The organism is Ensifer sp. ZNC0028 (assembly GCF_000799055.1).
GTDB lineage: Bacteria > Pseudomonadota > Alphaproteobacteria > Rhizobiales > Rhizobiaceae > Ensifer.
Window position 1 is genome coordinate 26,361 of sequence record NZ_JTLA01000021.1, and the last position, 18,208, is coordinate 44,568.

At 61.8% G+C, this 18,208-nt stretch carries 12 protein-coding genes and 1 pseudogene; 5 read left to right on the top strand and 8 right to left on the bottom strand.

Annotation, left to right across the window (positions count from 1 at the left end; translation table 11 throughout):
• Position 1 precedes the first annotated feature (1 nt).
• Both L981_RS05735 and L981_RS05740 read left to right on the top strand, forming a co-directional pair.
• A complete protein-coding gene (locus tag L981_RS05735; protein WP_043612735.1) occupies positions 2 to 907 on the top strand; it encodes a UTP--glucose-1-phosphate uridylyltransferase in 906 nt (301 codons plus the stop codon).
• Positions 908 to 980: 73 nt separating this feature from the next.
• Positions 981 to 3,341 carry a polysaccharide biosynthesis tyrosine autokinase gene (locus L981_RS05740; protein WP_043612738.1) on the top strand — a complete coding sequence of 787 codons (2,361 nt, stop codon included), beginning with the start codon at positions 981 to 983 and terminating at the stop codon, positions 3,339 to 3,341.
• 28 nt (positions 3,342 to 3,369) lie between these two features.
• Here L981_RS05740 and L981_RS05745 read toward each other — a convergent pair whose 3' ends face one another.
• Positions 3,370 to 4,824: a TrkH family potassium uptake protein gene (locus L981_RS05745; protein WP_043612740.1), complete on the bottom strand. Its 1,455-nt coding sequence runs from the start codon at positions 4,822 to 4,824 to the stop codon at positions 3,370 to 3,372.
• Between the two features lie 353 nt (positions 4,825 to 5,177).
• Here L981_RS05745 and L981_RS05750 point away from each other — a divergent pair, with 353 nt between their 5' ends.
• Positions 5,178 to 5,420, top strand: a complete 243-nt coding sequence (locus L981_RS05750; protein WP_043612741.1) for a hypothetical protein — start codon at positions 5,178 to 5,180, stop codon at positions 5,418 to 5,420.
• A gap of 41 nt (positions 5,421 to 5,461) precedes the next feature.
• Here the strand turns inward: L981_RS05750 and L981_RS05755 are convergent, their stop codons facing one another.
• The 7 genes from L981_RS05755 to L981_RS05785 form a co-directional block, all read right to left on the bottom strand.
• On the bottom strand, positions 5,462 to 6,535 hold the full coding sequence (locus L981_RS05755; protein ID WP_043612751.1) for a hypothetical protein: 1,074 nt from the start codon (positions 6,533 to 6,535) through the stop codon (positions 5,462 to 5,464).
• 46 nt (positions 6,536 to 6,581) lie between these two features.
• Complete coding sequence (locus tag L981_RS05760) at positions 6,582 to 7,754, bottom strand: polysaccharide pyruvyl transferase family protein (protein WP_043612743.1); 1,173 nt, start codon at positions 7,752 to 7,754, stop codon at positions 6,582 to 6,584.
• Positions 7,755 to 7,896: 142 nt separating this feature from the next.
• Positions 7,897 to 9,075 (bottom strand): polysaccharide pyruvyl transferase family protein, encoded by a 1,179-nt coding sequence (locus L981_RS05765; RefSeq protein ID WP_043612744.1) that lies wholly within the window; start codon positions 9,073 to 9,075, stop codon positions 7,897 to 7,899.
• Between the two features lie 38 nt (positions 9,076 to 9,113).
• On the bottom strand, positions 9,114 to 11,795 hold the full coding sequence (locus tag L981_RS05770) for a glycosyltransferase (RefSeq protein ID WP_043612745.1): 2,682 nt from the start codon (positions 11,793 to 11,795) through the stop codon (positions 9,114 to 9,116).
• Positions 11,782 to 13,254, bottom strand: coding sequence for a DUF6212 domain-containing protein (locus L981_RS05775; RefSeq protein ID WP_197067100.1), 1,473 nt, complete (start codon positions 13,252 to 13,254; stop codon positions 11,782 to 11,784). Before L981_RS05775 ends, L981_RS05770 begins: the two co-directional genes overlap by 14 nt.
• 174 nt (positions 13,255 to 13,428) lie before the next feature.
• Positions 13,429 to 14,682: a glycosyltransferase family 4 protein gene (locus tag L981_RS05780; protein WP_052201615.1), complete on the bottom strand. Its 1,254-nt coding sequence runs from the start codon at positions 14,680 to 14,682 to the stop codon at positions 13,429 to 13,431.
• A gap of 46 nt (positions 14,683 to 14,728) precedes the next feature.
• Entirely contained in the window at positions 14,729 to 15,301 is a 573-nt protein-coding gene (locus tag L981_RS05785) for a MarR family transcriptional regulator (RefSeq protein ID WP_043612747.1), read from the bottom strand.
• A 232-nt stretch (positions 15,302 to 15,533) separates the two neighbouring features.
• Here L981_RS05785 and L981_RS05790 point away from each other — a divergent pair, with 232 nt between their 5' ends.
• Positions 15,534 to 17,279, top strand: a complete 1,746-nt coding sequence (locus L981_RS05790; RefSeq protein ID WP_043612748.1) for a type I secretion system permease/ATPase — start codon at positions 15,534 to 15,536, stop codon at positions 17,277 to 17,279.
• A pseudogene (locus L981_RS05795) lies at positions 17,276 to 18,208 on the top strand (HlyD family type I secretion periplasmic adaptor subunit); the annotation flags it as partial. The gene L981_RS05790 and the pseudogene L981_RS05795, both read left to right, overlap by 4 nt.

The window sequence follows — 18,208 nt, forward strand, 5'->3', positions numbered from 1 at the left end:
CATGGACCGTATCAGGACCGTCAGGAAAGCTGTGATCCCGGTCGCCGGCAATGGAACGCGGTTTCTTCCCGCGACGAAGGCGATACCGAAGGAGATGTTGACGATCGTCGATCGTCCGGTCGTGCAATATGCGGTCGATGAAGCCCGCGAGGCGGGCATCGAGCACATCGTTTTCGTGACCAGCCGCAACAAGCAGGCGATCGAAGACCACTTCGACGACACGCCTGAACTCATCTCGTCGCTGACCCGCTCCGGCAAGAACGCCCAGATTTCCGAACTGGAGGAGATGCTGCCGCGCGCCGGTTCCGTCAGCTTTACCCGGCAGCAGGCGCCGCTCGGCCTCGGCCATGCCGTCTGGTGCGCTCGCGATCTCATCGGCGACGAGCCCTTCGCGCTGCTCCTGCCGGACATGCTTTGCCACGGCGGACGCGGCTGCATGGCCGGTCTTGTCGACCTCTACCGCCAGACCGGCGGCAACGTCGTCGGCGTCGAGCAATGCGCACCGGAAGATGCGTCGAAATATGGCATCGTCGGCAAGGGTGCCGCCGTCCCCTATGGGTTCGAAGTCACCCAAATGGTCGAAAAACCGCGCGTGGGCGAAGCCCCGTCCAATTTTTATCTGAACGGTCGCTACATCCTGCAGCCGCAGATCTTCGACATCCTCGCCCACCAGCCGCGCGGCGCCGGAAACGAGATCCAGTTGACCGACGGCATGCTGAAACTGTCGCAAAATCAAGCGTTTCACGCCCATCCCTATGATGGACGCACGTTCGACTGCGGCTCCAAGGAAGGCTTCATCGCCGCCAATGTCGCCTTCGCGCTGGCGCGTTCCGATCTCGGCGACGCGGTCTATGCTTCGGTCAAGGACATGGTCCTGTCTCACGAAGGCCGCATCCGCGCCGCATAACTGGCTTCGGCGCCTCTTTTGAAAAGAAGAGGCGCCAGCCTTCGGACCAAAGGGAAACGGACAGAGCGACCCAATGAACCAAAGAAGTCTCCCCTTCAACAGTGTCGTACCGCGCAACGTGGAGGAGCCCGACGGCTTCATCGACCTCGATCGTCTGTTTTCGGTCGTCTTGCGTCGCGCCAGAATGGTCGGCCTGTTCGTGGCGCTCTTCATCGCCCTCGGTGTCGCCTACCTGGTCTTCGCAACACCGCTCTACACATCGGCAACGCAGGTCCTTCTCGACGAAAACCTGTCGAAATTTGCCGAAGAGCAGGCGCCGCCGCAAAACAGCGCCCTGCTCGACACCCAGATTGCCAGCGCCGTGGAAATCCTGAAATCCGGCGAACTTGCCCTGCGTGTCGTCGACAAGATGAACCTTGCCGACAACGACACCGTCCTCAATCCGCCGCGCTCGCCGTTCGACGTCGTCAAGGACGGGCTGAAGTCGGTTACGAGCATTTTCTCGAGCGGACCGGAGATTTCCGAGGATATGGCCCGTAACGGTCGGAGGCAAAAGGCAGCGGCACTGCTGCAGCAGGGACTGGCCGTCGAACGCGTGACGCGAAGCTCCGTCGTTTCGCTGGCCTATCGCTCGAGCGATCCGCAGCTCGCCGCTGGCATCGTTCGCACCTATGCTGATGCCTATCTCAACGACCAGCTCAACGCCAACTTCGAGGCGACGGAACGAGCGTCGGTCTGGCTGCAGGAACGTCTTGCAGACCTTCGACAGCGCACCCAGGCTGCCGCGCTGGAGGTGGAAAAATACCGCAGCGAAAACGGCCTGACGCTGGCGCGCGGCGAACTCATGTCGGAACAGCAACTGGCTGATCTCAACAGCCAGCTGATCATTGCCCAGGCCGATAGCGCAAGCGCCTCGGCGCGCTACAAGCAGTTCCAGGCGATCGTCGACCAGGGACCGGAGACGGCCGTCAAGAATGCAACGATTTCCGCCAAGGAAGGCGACAACTCGGTCATCCGTGATCTGCGCACGCGCTACCTTGCGGTCAGCAAGCGTGAACAGGACGTGAGCCAGAGTTTCGGCGCCGACCACCCGCAGGCCGTGTCGCTGCGCAAGGAGAAGACCGATGTCGGCCGCCAGATCTTCCAGGAACTGCAGCAGCTGACGGCAAGCTACCGCAACGAATACGAGGTGGCGCGCTCACGCGAAGCGTCGCTGCGCGAAAACATCGAAGGTACCACCGGCCGCAACGCGAACGCCAATCTCTCGCTCGTGCACCTGCGCGAACTGGAGCAGAGGGCGGCCGCACTGAAGACGCTCTATGAAACCTATCTGAACCGCTACGAGCAGGCCTCGCAGCAGCGCTCCTTCCCGATCGCCAAGGCGCGGGTGATTTCGAGCGCCGGCGTCCCGACCTCACCGTCGAGCCCGAAGAAGACGATGGTGCTGGCGCTTTCGGCCGTGCTCGGCCTGATGGCGGGCGGCGCGTTTGCCGCGTTCCAGGAGTTCCGCGAGCGGACGTTCCGGCTCGAAGGCGACGTGCGCGCCATCCTCGGTCACCGGTCGTTCGGCTACATTCCGCTGGTCGGCCCGCGTCATCCGGGAACGACGGATCTCGTTCGCGCCAAGCTGATGAAGAACAAGATGCCGCCGCCGGTCACACAAGGAGCGCCGTCGTTCGAACGGCTCAGCCGTATCGTGCTCGACGCTCCCCGCTCTTCCTTCACCGAGACCTTCCGCAACGCCAAGCTCGCCTGCGACAGAATGCTGACCGGCAACGGCTCGCGCGTCATCGGCATCGCCTCGGCGGTGCCCGATGAAGGCAAGTCGATCATCGCCGCGAATTTTGCGGCGCTTCTCGCTGCAAGCGGCAAGAAGACCCTTTTGATCGATGCCGATATCCGCAAGCCAGGTCTGAGCAAGATGATCAATCCGCCGCCGAAGGCGGGTCTGGTTGAAGCGTTGACCGGGCAGGCATCCTGGCCGGCGGGCATCAAGATCGACCAGCAGACGAAACTTGCGATCCTGCCGGTCGGCGGTGAAGCTGTGGACGGCAACGAGCCCTATGACAGCCATGAGCTGCTCGCCTCGCCGGCCATGGCAGAGCTCATCGACAACGCCCGCAAGTCGTTCGACTATGTCGTCGTCGATCTTGCGGCCCTCGCCCCGGTCGTCGATGCCAAGGCCTTCTCGCCGCTTGCGGACGGTTTCCTCTTCGTCGCCGAATGGGGACGGACGCCGTCGCGGCTGGTGCGCGACCTCTTGCATTCGGAGCCGCAGATCAACGCCAAGATCCTCGGCGTGATTCTCAACAAGACCGATATGCAGGAACTGGCAAAGTACAGCGACTTTGGCGGTGCCGAGCATTATCGCCACCGCTACGAGAAGTACTACATCGAAAGCGCCGGCACGCGCCGCAAGACCGAGGCTGCATGACAGGGCGCGCCTCGTTTCGACCTGTCGCTCAGTTCCTCCAGAAGAGCGGTGTCAGGATGACGAGCACCGTCAGGATCTCCAGACGGCCGAGCAGCATCATGAGCGACAGGAGATAGAGCGCCGGGTCGGTGAGCGTGGAGAAGTTGCCGGCCGGCCCGATGATCGGGCCGAGCCCGGCGCCAACGTTGGAAAGCGCCGTTGCGACCGCCGACACCGCCGTGACGAGATCGTAACCCATGGCGCCCATCGCCAGGCTGCCGAAGGCCCAGATGAACATGTAGGCCGTGAAAAACATGAACACGGTGCGCTGCACGTCGATATCGACCAAGGTTTTTCCGTAGCGCACGGTGTGGATCGCGTTCGGGTAGATCAGCTTGAAAAGGCCTGCGCGGATCGAATTGAAGATGATGATGAAGCGGTAGGCCTTCATGCCGCCCGCCGTCGAGCCGGAGCAGCCGCCCATGAAGGTGGCCGCAAAGGCTAGCGCGACAATAAACTCACCCCAGAGCATGTAATCGTCGCTGGCAAAACCGGTGGTCGACAGGATGGAGGAGACGGTGAAGAAGCCGTGCGCCAACGCCTCGTGCGCCGAGACCCCGTTGACGATCCGCTGGTAAAGGCTTGCGGCGAGCGCGAGGGCCGTCAGATAGGACAGAAAGACAATGATCTGCGGATCCTTCAGCGTGTCGAGCCGGCCACGGACAATGAAGAGGATGAGCACGGAAAACGGCAGGCTGCTGAGCGTCATGAAAAAGGTTGCGACCCAGAGGATCGGCAGGCTGTTGAAGTAGCCGAGCGAGGCATCGTGGGTGGAAAAGCCACCGGTCGCGACCGTCGACATCGCGTGGTTGATCGCGTCGAAGCGGCTCATGCCCAGATAGGAGAAGATGATCGTGCACGTCACCGTCATCACGACATAGATCAGGATGAAGGCACGCGTGAAGGTGACGATGCGGGCGAAAGGCTTTTCGGTGGTGTCCGAGGACTCCATCTTGAAGAAGGACATGCCGCCGACCCTGAGATAGGGCATGACGAAGAGCCCGAGCGCCACGATCCCGATACCGCCGAGCCAGTGCAGGATCGAGCGCCAGAGAAGAATGCCTGGAGGCGCATGGTCAAGGCCGCTGATGACGGTCGACCCCGTCGTGGTGATGCCGGACACCGATTCGAAGAAGGCCTTGGCGAAATCGAGCTTCAGCGACGACAGCCAGAAGGGCATGGCGCCGACCAGCGAGACGACGATCCAGAGAAGATTGACGACGAGAAAGCCCATCTTGCGGCTGAACAGCGGCGAGCCGCCCTGCGTGGCAGCGATCGCCAGGAGCGACAGCCCGCCAGTCGCAAAGGCCGAACCGGCAAAGACCCTCCAGTTGGGGTGGCCATAGAACAGATCGACGGCGGCCGGCAGCAGCATCGCGAGCGACAGATAGAACGCGGCCTTCGCGGCGATGTTGATCGCGGTCTGGTAGAGGGGTGCATGCAACGGTTGATCGCCTCAGCGCTTTGTCCAGGACCGAATCAGTCCTCGGAATTTGCGGCCATTCAACCTCAAAGGCGCGCGATTCGCACCGGTTCGGGGCAGAGAACCCCCTGCTGAGCGACAGTCAGTCCCGCATTTTGCCGATTTGGCTTCTTGGGCGTGGCAATCGGTTCCAGGCGTTCCCGGCAAATGCCGTGTGAAAGGCGCCAAACGCATGCTGCGCTGCGGCATTTTGCCCAATCAATTCTAACTCACGAAAAGATCACGGCTTTTGGCCGCGGCAAGTCATCACCTTGACTTATTTCGACGTGTAAAGCCTGCTTCATCCATTCCACATGCAACCTTGAGCACAACCGATGACCCCCGCCCGTTTCACCCAATGCCTTCTCGTTCTTCGTTGGACGCCGATCAATCTGGCAAGCGCCCTCCATTGCAACCTGGCATGGATCGAGGCGATGGAGACCGGAGACGAAAAGGTGCCGGAGGAACTGGCGACGTGGCTGGAAACGCTGGCGCGGACCCACGAGGAACTCGGCATTCCCGTCACCTACCGCGGGAAGGGGCTTGAGCCGGCGACGAGCCGCGCAACGCGGCGCTGATCCGACACCGAACGCTTCGGCCCGCGCGACCTGTACGGTTTTCAACCGTCCTTGGCCGGTTCGATCGCGAGCACGCCGGCCGGGCTCAGACGACCGCAGCGCCATAACCGGTAATTCTGCTGAGTGTCCCAGTCATAGTAGTAGGCGGCATCCAGGCGTTTTTCCTCGGCAAACCGCTCGAAGACCGTCCGCATGGCCGACATCGCCCCTTCGCGTTCACGATCGTCGACGGGGCAACTGCGCGCCGTGTTGGCAATCCCCCATTCCGTCACCCAGCACGGCCGTCCCCGGTCGGCAGGTGCGCAGAAATCGAGAAGTCTGGTGACGATCGACGTGATCGCCGCTTTATCCTTGCGCGCCGGATAGATGTGAATGCCATAGGCGTCGACGAGTTTGTCCATGCCCCGCGCCTTCAAAAGGGCAATCACCTCGCCCGGATCCAGCCGCTCCATCCCCTGCCGGTCTGCTTCCTTGGGCCCCATGTCGGAGAGCCCGGCGGAGACGATGATCGCCTCGCTGTTGGCGCTCTCTCTGACGGCGTCGCGGGTGATCTTCAGCGCCTCGACATAGTTGTCGAGACCTTTTCCGAAGGTCTCAGGATCTGTGAGTTCGCCGAGATGTCGCGGCGTCGCCTGGCCCGGCTTCTCGTAGACGGCGAGGTCGCCGTTATAGCCGGCGAGATTGATCTCGTTTCCGGGTTCTACCGCATCCAGACGGATGCCGAGGACATCGATGCGCTGAAGTGCTGACGTCAGGCCGGCGCGGTAACGATCAAGATCCAGATCGGACAACCGGTTGATATCCCAGATGCGCCCGAAGCCGGTGCGCGGGTGAACGCTGTCCGGATAATAGCTTTTGTTCGACAGCTGGATTTCGAGCAGGATCCGCAGCCCCAGCCGATTGGCGATCTCCAGCCCGTCGATGCTTTTGTCGACGGGGCGCGACAGCGATAGCCGCACATGCGTCGCGCCGCTGTCGGCAATTTCGCGAAGGATGCGTTCCTGCTCCGCGCGCTCCAGCCAGGCGAGATTGAGCCGATTGACGCCGTAGCGGGCAGCCGCAGCCTCCCCCGCGAACGCCGGAGCGCCACGCGAAAGCGCCGCCCAGGAGACCAGGGCGGCAACGAGCAGCGCCAAGGACGCTGCTCGTGTCAGGGGCAGATTAGATGCCAACCTGTTTCAGCGCACTTTGGAAGTTCGCCTCGCATGCCGAATAGCGTTCGGTAACCGCCTGCGCATCGATCTTCGACAGGAAGCTGGCGAGATGCGCCTTCTTGTCCGCCTCACGATTCCAGACGCCCGCCTCGATATAGGGGAAGCCGATGAATTCGAGCATCTCGCGCATGCGGTCGTCGACGGCGATCATCAGGGAGGGCGTGCCCGCCTGCATGCCGATGACGCAGCCATGGAAACGCCGGCCGATGCAGAGGTCCCGGGTGGAAGACCAGGCGCGCCACTGGTTGGTGTCGAAGAACACCAACAGTTCGTTCTGCCGCTGCCACTTCTCCTGATGCTTGTATTCGGTCTTGCCGGTGATGCGGCCGCTGGAGCGGTCATAGACGGGCGCGTTGTCATCGACGGGCAGCGTCAGGTTATAGGCGACGATCTCGTCCTGGATGACGTAGCTTGCCACGCTCTCGGGCTTCAGCAGCGCGTGGGCATCGACGATGGTGTCGGCAACGCTGCCGAGATAGCCGCCGAGCGCGAGCTTCTGTGACGACGCCAAATCGGCATTGGCAAGCGAGGTCAAGGAGTGGCGCATCTCGTTGGGCGCGAAGAACAGCGAGGGGCAGCCGGTCGGCTTGACGAACTTCATGCCCTCAGCCCGCAGGAACTCGGCGGTGAAATAGCCGCGGGTCAGGAAGAAGCTTTCCTTCTGCTTCAATACCTCGAGGAACCGCAACGTACCGGCCGGCAGGTTTTCCTTGAGACCCTCACGCTTCTGGATACCGATACCCATCACCAAGACGGGCATCTTCAGCTTCTCGAACACGTCCGCTTCGAGATCGGCCGAGTATCCCGGACGCAGTAGGTTCGCCGAGGCGAACACGCACATGTCGAATTCCTTGTTCAGGGCATCGTAGACGTCGTTGGCGCCGCGGCTGTTGACCAGATGCCAGAACGGCACATAGGTCACGTCATGACCGCGCAAGGCGTAAGCTGCACCCTCGCCGATCAGGTAGTTGCCGGTGTTGGCGATCTTCTTGACCTGGTCGACCAGATCCTTCTTGCTTCGGATGTCGTCGAAATAGGGCTTGTGATGGACCGTCGCACCGGAAACACGCGCGACGGTACGCTGGAGGTAAGAGGGAATTCCGGTGAGCAGGATACGCATTGATACACCTGGTTTGTGGACTGGCCGACAGAGTTGAGGAAGAGCGAGGGCGGCATGAGGAAGCGGATCTGCAATCCTCACCACGCCGCCCGAACTTCATGAATTGAGCGCCTCGGGTCGAACGTGCCCAAGGCATCAGTGTTTAGAGGCCAATGCCGATCTCGCGCAGCACCGTCCGGAAATTACGCTCGCGATCGGAATAGCGATCGACCAGCTCGGAGGCGTTCAGCCCGGCCAGATGGCTGGCTACGAACTCCGCGCGGTTCTCAGCTTTTTCGAGCTCCTGGACATCGACCGACGGCAGGCCGGTAAAGCCCAGCATTTCGCGCATGCGGTCGTCGACGGCCACCATCAGGCTCGGCACGCCCGCCTGCATAGCGATGATCGAGCCGTGGAAACGTCGGCCGAAATTGAAGTCCATGTGCGAGGCCCAGGCGCGCCACATGTTGGTATCGAAGAAGGTGCGCACATCGAACGGCACCTTCTGGCGCTCGGCGCCCGGAAAAGCGAGTTCGCCGAGCATCTTGCCCGAGCTTGAATCGAAGACCCTTCCATCGGCATCCGGCTCGACCTTCATGTCGAAGTGCAGGAATTCGTCCTGGATGATGTATTGGGGCTTGGCGCCTTCCGGGTTGAGCGCGATCGCATCGACGATACAATCGTGATTGGCGCCGAGATAGCCCGAGAAGATCGTCTTTGCCTGGCCGATCTTGACGTCGGGCAGCTTCTTCATTGACGCGCGCATGTTGTTCGGCGCGAAATAGACCGAGGGGCAGCCGGTTGGCCGGACGTATTTGAATCCCTGGTCCTTCAGGTAGCCGGCGGTTTCGTAGCCGCGGGTCAGGAAATAGTGCTCGCGGTCCTTGAGAACATCGAGCAGACGCTTCGTCCCCTCCGGCAGGCCTGTTTCCAGGTCCTTGCGGTTCTGGTGGCCGATGCCGAGCATGACGATCGGCATCTTGAGCTTGCTCAAGACATCAGCCTCGGCATCCGCAGAAAGCCCCTTGCGCAACAGATTGGCGCAGGTGAACACGCAGATGTCGAAGTTGTTATTGAATTCATCGAAACCGGTGCCGTTCTTGTGGGCGTTGTAAAGATGCCAGAACGGGATCTGCTTGGCGTGGGGCGCAATAGCACGCAGAGCGCCCTCACCGATCAGATAGTTGCCGGTGTTGCTGATGTTGCGAAGCTCCTGAAGAAACTCGTCCTTGGATTCGGGCTGTTTTTGCCGTTCCGAATAGGAAACCGACAGGCCATTGGCGCCGTTTGCGAGGCGCGTGTAATGACCAGGAATACCCGTCAGGAGGATTCTTGGACGCATGCGTAAGTCCCTTCTCTTTGAAAAGTCGTACGGGTCGATCAGCCTGCGGCTGCGACGCCGGTATTGGATGTCTCACGCGCCCGGATGACCTTGGCGCGCGAAAGCGAGGAATTGTTCACGGCGCCATCGCACCAGCCGAGGAACTCCGAGAAGGAGTTGGACCAGGCGCGGCGGGCCGCGGTTCTGAGGCACCCTTCCATGATCGGCGCAAGCAGGTTGCGATCGCGGGAGACCTCGGCGATCGCCTTGACCATATCGCGCACCACCTGGGGATCGGAGGAGGCATCAATCAGGATGCCGTCCTCGCGATCGACGATCAGTTCGTCGACGGCGCCAACCGCGGTTGCGATCGGCACGCAGCCGAGCTGTTGGGCTTCGGCGATCATCAGCGGGGCACCTTCCCAGCGCGAAGGCATGATCAGCACATCGGCCCAGCCGAGCGCCTTGATCAGGTCGCGGCTGGCAAAGACCGGAGGACGCACGTCGACGCCCAGCTCCTTGAGCCGGTCCGTCCAGGAGAACGAAGCGTCCGCCAGGATCTCGCCACCGATCGCCCGCGCGTCGAACGACACGTGTGCGGCCCGCAATTCGGAGATCGTCGCAGCCAGACGGTCGATGCCTTTCTGCTGGTCGAGACGGCCCATGTAGAGCAGACGCAACCGGTCGTCCTTGCGCTCGATCCGCCGCACCTGCAGCACATCTGCAAGCACCTTGGGTGGCACGGAAAAACTTGCGCCGTTCGGAACGGCAAAGATCTTTTCGAGCGGCACGCCGAAGCTGTGCAGGTAGAACTTCAGCTGTTCGGAGCAGGTGAGGAAGGCGTCGTAGCAATGCTCGTGGGCGATGGCGGCAAAAGGCTGGCCCGCCGGGCGCTTGAACGGCGTGTTGTCGACGACGTGCAGATAGCAGGCCGTGCGCGTGCCTTCCGAGCGCAGCCGCGCGATCAGCGGATGCATCGCCATCACATGGTTGTTGATGACGAGATCGAAGCCAGAAAGCTGGCCCTTCAGCGCACCCCAGTCGACTTCATGGTGGTCGGCGATGAAATCCTGGCCGAGGAACGAGCCGGAGCCGCCCCAGGCCGGGATGCCCTGATCCCAGAAATGAACATAGTCGAAGCTCGAATCGAATTCGTCGATCACGTCCATGCGGCTGGTTCCGAGCACGAACAGATGCGTCTCGTAGCCTGCGGCCCTGAGCTCGCGCGAGGCGGCATAGATGACCTTCTCGGCGCCACCAAAGGACGCGTTCGGCACGAGAAGTGCCGCGGTCTTCTTGCCGGCTTCACTATGCCCGAGCGGCAGCACCGGCGAACCGCCGATTTCCGTTCGCAAGGCCTTGTGCAGGTCGGAATAGGGCATGAGCCGCGCGGGTCGCCAGGTCCAGCGACGGCCGGCCGTGCGGCGAAGCGGACTGGTGGCGATCGCGTTGACGCAATTGATCATCACCTGTTGCGGCGTGATCAGCGTGCGGCGCGGAAGGGCGCGCGGGAACGGGAAGCGCACATTGAGCACCGCCGAGGTCGGCCAGACCTGCTGCGTGCCGATCGAGGCGAACCAGTCGAGCGCGTTGTTGCGGATGACGTCACGCAGGAGCGCCGTCGATATGAAGATGAGATCCGGCTGGCCGAGATGCTGGGCGCCGGCGTCGAGGAATGTCGGCTCGATCTTGCGCTGCGTCGCGTCGTTGCCGAGATGCACGAAGACCACATTGGCCTTCTCGCTCAAGCGCTCCAGGTGGCAAAGCACGTTGGGCAGCATGCGGGAGCGCAAGAGCAGATCGATCGTCGCACCGCTGCCGGCCATGACGAAGGGCGGGAAATGTACGTTGTCGGGCTCGCCGGTGCTTGCCCAGAAGGCCGGAATGATGTCGTCGAGCCGCAGCCGCTTCGGTTGCTTCGTCGGATCGGTGAAGAACGAGATGGCCGCGTCTTCGGTGCGCGCAAAGAGATAACGCGGGCACTCCTCATGCTCGAAATCGACGAGCATCGGCCGCTGGAACAGGGCCTTGTGGCGCTTTCTGAGGAAGCTCACGGAGGTTGCGCGGTCGCGGTTGGCTTCCTTGAAACGGCTTTCGGCGCGCAGGCGGTATTCGAACGTCGTGTCGTGGCAAGGCGTTCCGACGAAGCCGTGCTCGACGCAGGAAAGCCAGAACTCCCAATCCTCGAAACCGTTCTGCCGGTCGTCGTTGAACCGAACGCCTTCCTGGAAGACTTCGATCGAAATCATCGAGCCGGTGTCGCAGATGTTGTCGGTGATGCAGTGGACCAGCCTGGAATACTGGTTGCCATAATGGGCCCGCCAGCTCACCGAGAAGGTGTCGATGTTGGTATAGACCCAGCCGGCGCCGCTTTCATGCAGACGCCGATAGAGTGTCTCGATCGTGCCCGGCAGGACGCGGTTGTCGGCGTCGAGGAAATAGACGGCCTTCGCCTCGGGCAGGTGTTCGAGCACATAGTTGATGGCGCGGTTGCGCGCGCCGCCGGGGCCGGCATTGCGGCCAAACACCACATGGATATCGGGGTGGGCCGCAGAATAGAGCAGCAGTTGGTCGAAGGTTTCCTGTCGCGGGTCGCCGTCGACCGAAACGACGATGGCAATACGGCAGCCCTCAAGATCCGAGGCGAGCGCGGATTCGAGTGCTTCGAGCGCCAGTGCCGCGTGGCCATAGAGCGGCATGGCGATCGCAACGAGGTCCCGTGGATCGCTATTGCTGGACATGAGACGCACCACCCGACTGCTTGACCATCCGGAAGCCCGACACCTTGAGCCAGGAGAAATCGACCGAGTCGGTTACCGCGCGGCTGAGGATCATCAGATCCATGGGTTGGCGCACCGGCTCGTCGAGCTGGAAATTGATGTTGATCGGCTGCTCATTGGTGACTTCGCGCCAACCACTGAAGAAGGCCGAAGGCTTGACCGATCCCTTGCGGGCAAGCTCGGCCACTTCCGAGCGCGCGTTCGAGCCCGCTGGAGCGAGCAGGAAGCTCACGGCCGCCGGGGCGCCCTTGGGATGGTCGACCACAGCGCTTGCGGAGAAGGATATGGTGCCGGGCTCGACAGCGCGACCGACGGCGCCGGCCGACACGCCATTTGCAAGCGGGTGGCAGACGACGGCGTGCTCGTGTTCGAGAAAGCGCACCGTCTGGAATTCCGGCACGACGGGCGTCACCGATACGTCGACGATCTGGCTGAGCAGATCGACCGACAGACGATAGTCTTCGATGAAGTGGCCGTCGAGCAGTGCGGTCGGCGCGATCATGTTCGGCATGCGCGTCGGCTTGACGCCGGGCAGGCCGGTATAGACGCGGAACGCCAGAGGGCGCAGATCAAGGTCGGCGTGGCGGGTCTCAGACCGTGCCGTATAATGCTCGCTGGCGATGGGATAGCCGAGCGAAAGCCCGATCGTTTCGCTACCGGTCGTCGAAACGCGCAACCGCAATGTTTTGGCGCCACCCCCGCAGGTGCGCGGCAGGGCAAAGAAGTTCCAGCCTGGGACGAGCTGCGAGAATGGCACCGCCCACTCGGCAACCCCCTCGCCGCTCTCGACATAACTCAGGACGACGACCAGCTCGCCGCCATCCCGCGGGACCGAGTTGAAGTGTAGGGCGATGCCGGCAACGCCATGGCTCGAGACCGGCAGGAGCTGCTCGACAAAGGCATTGGCAATCAGATGGCCGATACCTTCATCCTTGGGATCGACATAGGGATCATGCGCAAAGACTTCCGCGACCGGCTCCCAGTTGCGTGCCTGGAACGCATCTTCGAGCGCGCGGTAGTTTTCGAGCAGCGTTTCGCGCTCACGGCGAAGCAGCGCAAGCTCAGAGGTGATTGCCGACGAAAACCGGGCAAGCCGCCCGACACCACCGTCGACCAGTGCCTGAATGAGCCCAGCACTTTCGCTGACGGCCTCGGCGCTCAAGCGCTTGATCGGGATCTCCGGGACGGTGCCAAGCGCCCGCAACGAGACGATGCCGTCGGCGAGATCCGCCTCGCCCTCCCTTGAAAAAGCGAGCCCGATCAACGGAAATACGTTTTCCAGGGTCGCATCAGGCCGATCGCCTGCCGGAAGAAAATGAACCAGGTGCTCGATACCACTGCCCTGGACACTCGCCCTATCGTGATCCGAGGCCAACACCAGCTTTCTCTTCGCCTGCGAATACCTCACGCCAGAAGACACCAACCCTTGCACGCGCCACCCTCAATACAACCGAATTCTCTCTGTAGTTGAATCCGCCGATCCGAAATAAACCGGCGAATTCAACGACCTAGAAAAAGCATATCAAGGTTATTTGCACTGCACAATAAGTTATATTTGCGTTTTTCGTGAAATAATACTTCGGGTTTTGAAGTATTATGCAGATGAGACCCGTAATATTTGAGTGGATCCAGGATTTCCCATCGCCTTATCCAGCAATGTCATCTGTCGTGCAATGCAATCGCCCAGGCGGAACCTTTGTTCGACCGTGCGGCGGGCCGCTGCACGCAACTCGGAATACTTCTCCGGCTGCTGCAAGGCGCCGGAGATCGCCTCCGCCAGCGCATCCGTATCGAAGAAGGGAACGAGCAGGCCGTTGCGGCCGGAGCTCAACACCTCCTGCATCGGCGCCGTATCCGAACCGATGACGAGCGCGCCGCAGGCCATGGCCTCCAGCACCGACCAGGAAAGCACGAAAGGATAGGTCAGATAGATATGGGCGGCCGATATCTGGAACAGTTGCTTCAGGACGCCGTGCGGCACCACGCCCGGAAACAGGAACCGGTCGGCCGGGATATCCAGGGACTGAAGCATGTAGTCTTTCCAGGAGCCACCACCGGGCGGCGGAGCGCCGTAACTGACGCCGTCGCCGCCGACGAAAACGAAGAGCGCGTCGGGATGGCGCTTCGCGACCTTTGCCGCTGCCTCCAGCGCCTGCGGGAAGCCGCGATAGGGCTCGAGATCACGGGCGACGAAGGTCACGATCGGCGGATCGCCCGCCTTCAGCACCCGCCCGTCCGGAAGCTTCAACGACGCCGACGGGTCAGGACGGAAGACGCGGGTATCGACGCCCTCGTGGCAGACGCCGATGCGTGCGCGGTGTTCCGCCGGATAAAGGCTCCTTTGCCATTGGGTCGGACTGAAGCCGCCATCGATCGCATCCAGCGTCAGGAGTTGCGCCATGTTGCGCAACCGCAGCCGCTTGCGCGTGTCCTGGTCGGGCTTGTCGTCAGGGGCAAAACCGATATCGGCCCCTTCGGAGCGGTAGAAAAACTCGCAATAGCCGAGCGCCGGAACGTTGGGCAGCACATCCTTGACGAAGGTCATACCACCCCAGCCGATGTGCCCGACGATAACGTCGGGCACCTGTCCCTGGCGGGCCATGGCATCGAAGGTTTCGGCGACCCGGTGACCGATCCGGACATGATGGTCAGACACACCGAGGTGCCTTGCCATCTGCGAATTGGCCTGCGGGCCGGGTTCTGCTCGGTGGCGAATGACGCGCGTTGACGGAATCCGCTGATCCACGGTTTCCGTCACGAGTGTCACTTCATTTCCCGTCTGCGCCAAATGAGACGCGAGAGCGGCGAACTGGCAGAAGCCGCGCCGGTGTACAAATGCTACGTGCATATTCCCTGCCTATAGCCGTTGAAAGGACAGCCTGTGCGCGGGCATCTCAGATGCCGTAGCGCGTTGCATTCCCCCAAACCAGCTCGAGCCGGTGCAGCGTTTGAAATGCGGTTTCGAGATTGCGCCGGTCCTGCTCGCCGTGGCTGAGGACACGTTCATAGGCGCCGGCCGCCTTGCGCAGGGCATCGCAGAGTTGCCTGCCCTTGTCCGAAAGCTTGATGCGGGCCGAGCGCCGGTCGCGCTGGGAGGCAGCCCTGTCGATATACTCCCCGTCGCCCAACTGCTTCAGGTAGTAGGAAACGTTGGAGCCGACATAATGTCCACGGTCCAAAAGCTCCGCCACCGACACTTCCGCATCGCCGATCGCCAGAAGAACCATCGCCTGCGCCGGGCCGATATCGTCGACACCGAGCTTCGTCAGCTCGGCACGCAACAGGCCGGTAAAGCGCCGGCTGGCCCGTTCCATCATCCGTGCCAGCTCGAAATATGTGACCACGGACGCTTCGCTCTCCTGGTCAATATTGTCATGTTCAGGGGCACTTCCAACTGCGTCATCCCCGGGGCGGATGGCAACAGCGCCGCCAAAATCTGCGAACGGATAGAGAATCCTTTGATTCATCCCTCTCTCCAACTGAGCATTACTACGATATTCAAAAATTACTTCAAATTTTGAAGCAATTTTTCGCCCCCTTTACTCCCCCCGAATACGACTATCTTGAGCATTCCACCATTATTGTGTCACACTTATCACGGCAACACTGTGATTTAAGTGATAACCAACAAAATAGCTTCCTCAAGACCCCAATGAACTTATCCAGAAAATCGCCACGCGTGACAGCAAACGAGGCAATATGATTAGCAAGAACCAAATTGGGCCAAAGAAGGCGCAAAATGGAGCAAACGATCCACAGCTGCTTATTTTGAAGGCACGCCGCGTGTTCGTTTTGGCACTTATTTATGCAGCCCTGCTGAGTGCTTGCATCGGCATATTGCAGCTCTCGACACCGCTCTACATGATGCAAGTTCATGACCGTGTGTTGAACAGCCAGAGCATGGACACGCTGACCATGCTGACGATTCTCGTCATCGGCGCGCTCGTGATCTACGGCATACTCGAATACATCAGGGCTCTGACATTCCAGGCGATGGGCAGTGCGGTCGTGCGCTGGCTGAACTTGCCGGTCCTGACCGCCGCCGTGCAGGCGGCCGCCGATCAAGGGCTGACCCGGGCGACCCAGTCGCTGCGGGACCTGGCCGAATTGCGAAGCTTCCTCACGACGTCTGCCGTCAGCGCCCCGCTCGATGCCGCCTGGTCACCGATCTTTCTCGGGGTGCTGTTTGCGCTGCACCCGATGTTCGGCCTTCTTGGTGCCGTTTCCATTGCTCTGCTCGTATGCTGTGGATTGCTGACTGACCTGCTGACTCGCCGGCTGATGAAAGAGGCCAATCAAGCCAATATCGAGGCCGTCTCGAAAATTGGTTCAAGCTTGCGCCATGCCGAAGCGATCGAAGCGATGGGCATGCTGCCAGCGCTCGCCCGCCGCTGGCGCACCGCGCAACTGCATGCGCTCGACGCTTTGGAGACCAGCGGCAGCCGCAGCAAGGCGATGGCTTCGATCACCCGTTCGCTGCGCTTCATGATCCAGGCGGCCGCACTGGCAACAGGCTCTATCCTCGTGATGAAACAGGAGATTTCCCCCGGCGCAATGATGGCAACGACCATCCTCGTCGGACGCCTGCTCGCCCCGTTTGATTCGATGATCGAGAACTGGCGCCAGTGGGTGCTCGCGATTGCAAGCTGGCGCCGGATAGAGACTGCGCTGAACCAGGATCTGGCCGTACGCCAGACCATGCCGCAGCCGCGTACGCAGGGCGATCTTGTTGTGGATAAGCTCGTTTACGCAGCGCCCGGCCTCGATGTGCCGATCATCAAAGGCGTCTCCTTCTCGCTCTCTCCCGGCGAAGTCCTCGGCATCGTCGGCCCCTCGGCAGCGGGCAAATCGACGCTGGCCAGGCTCCTCGTCGGCATTCAGAAGCCGACCACCGGCGGCGTCTTCCTCGACGGCAACAATGTCTACCTGTGGGAGCGCGCGTCCTTCGGCCAGATGACCGGCTACCTGCCGCAGTCCGTTTCGCTGCTCGAAGGAACCATCCGCGACAACATCTCGCGTATGGAGGAAGGCGAACCCCAGAAGGTGCTCGAGGCGGCGCGATCTGCCGACGTGCACGACATGATCGGACGGCTGCCGCTCGGCTACGACACTCCGGTCGGCGATGGGCATCTGACGCTTTCGGGCGGCCAGCGCCAGCGCATCGCTCTTGCCCGCTGCCTTTACGACCACCCTCGCTTGATCGTTCTCGACGAGCCGAACGCCAATCTCGACGCCATCGGCGAACGCGCATTGATCCGCGCGATCGAGCGGGCGCGCAACGACGGCGCGATCGTCATCATGATCGCCCACCGGCCGACGATCATGCAGGCCGCCGACAAACTGCTCGTTCTTGAAAACGGGCGCATCACCCAGTTCGGCCCGCGCACCGACGTGGTCGCATCCATGACACCCGGCGAGCCGAGACGGGAAGGCGTATCCGCATGACGAACAAACAGAACTTGCCGGCTTCTCGCGAGGCACGCACACTCGTGGCCAAGGACGACCGCGCGAACCTGCCCGCGATCCCCGAGCGGCCCCACCCGCTGCACGGGCTGGATGCGGACGCGGAAAGCAGTGCCACGGCACCGCTGCGCGGCGTGGTCCTTGCGGGCCTGACGACGATCCTTGTCGCCTTCGGTGGTTTCTTCGGCTGGGCGTTTTCGACGGAACTCAGCAGCGCTTCGGTCGCAAGTGGCACGATCGTGGTCGATTCGAAGCGCAAGACGGTCAGCCATTTCGAAGGCGGCATCCTCGACCGCCTGCTCGTCCAGGAAGGCGACCGAGTCACGTCCGGCCAGCCGCTGGTCAAGCTTGCCGACACCCGCGCCCGGTCCGACCTTCAGGCACTGCAAAGCCGGCGCCTCGGGCTGATCGCAAAGCTTGCCCGCCTCAAGGCGGAGCAGACGGAAGCCAAGCAGATCGACTTTCCGGACGAGCTGATTGGCACTTCGGAATCGGCCGCCGACGACGCGGTCAAGGCGGAGACGAACTTCTTCGAGCGCCGGCGTGAAGCAAAGGCCGGTCGCCTGGAGGTTCAGGGCAAGACCATCGAGGAGTATTCGGAAAGAGCCAAGTCGCTTGCTGAGCAGATCAGGGCGACCGACCGCCAGATCGAACTGATCAATGAGCAGCGCACCGCAATCGCAACCCTGGTGGCCAAGGAATTTGCGCAGCGCTCCAAGCTGATCGAGATCGACGCCAAGCTCAGCGAACTTGCCGCTTCGCGCGGTGAGCTTGCCGGCAACAAGGCACAGGCCGAAAAGGCGGAAGCCGGAGCGGAACTCGGGCTGACCGGTATCGAGAACGAATTCCAGTCGGAGATCGCCGGCGAAATTACGACGGCCCGCCTCGAACTTGCAGATGTGGGACAGCGG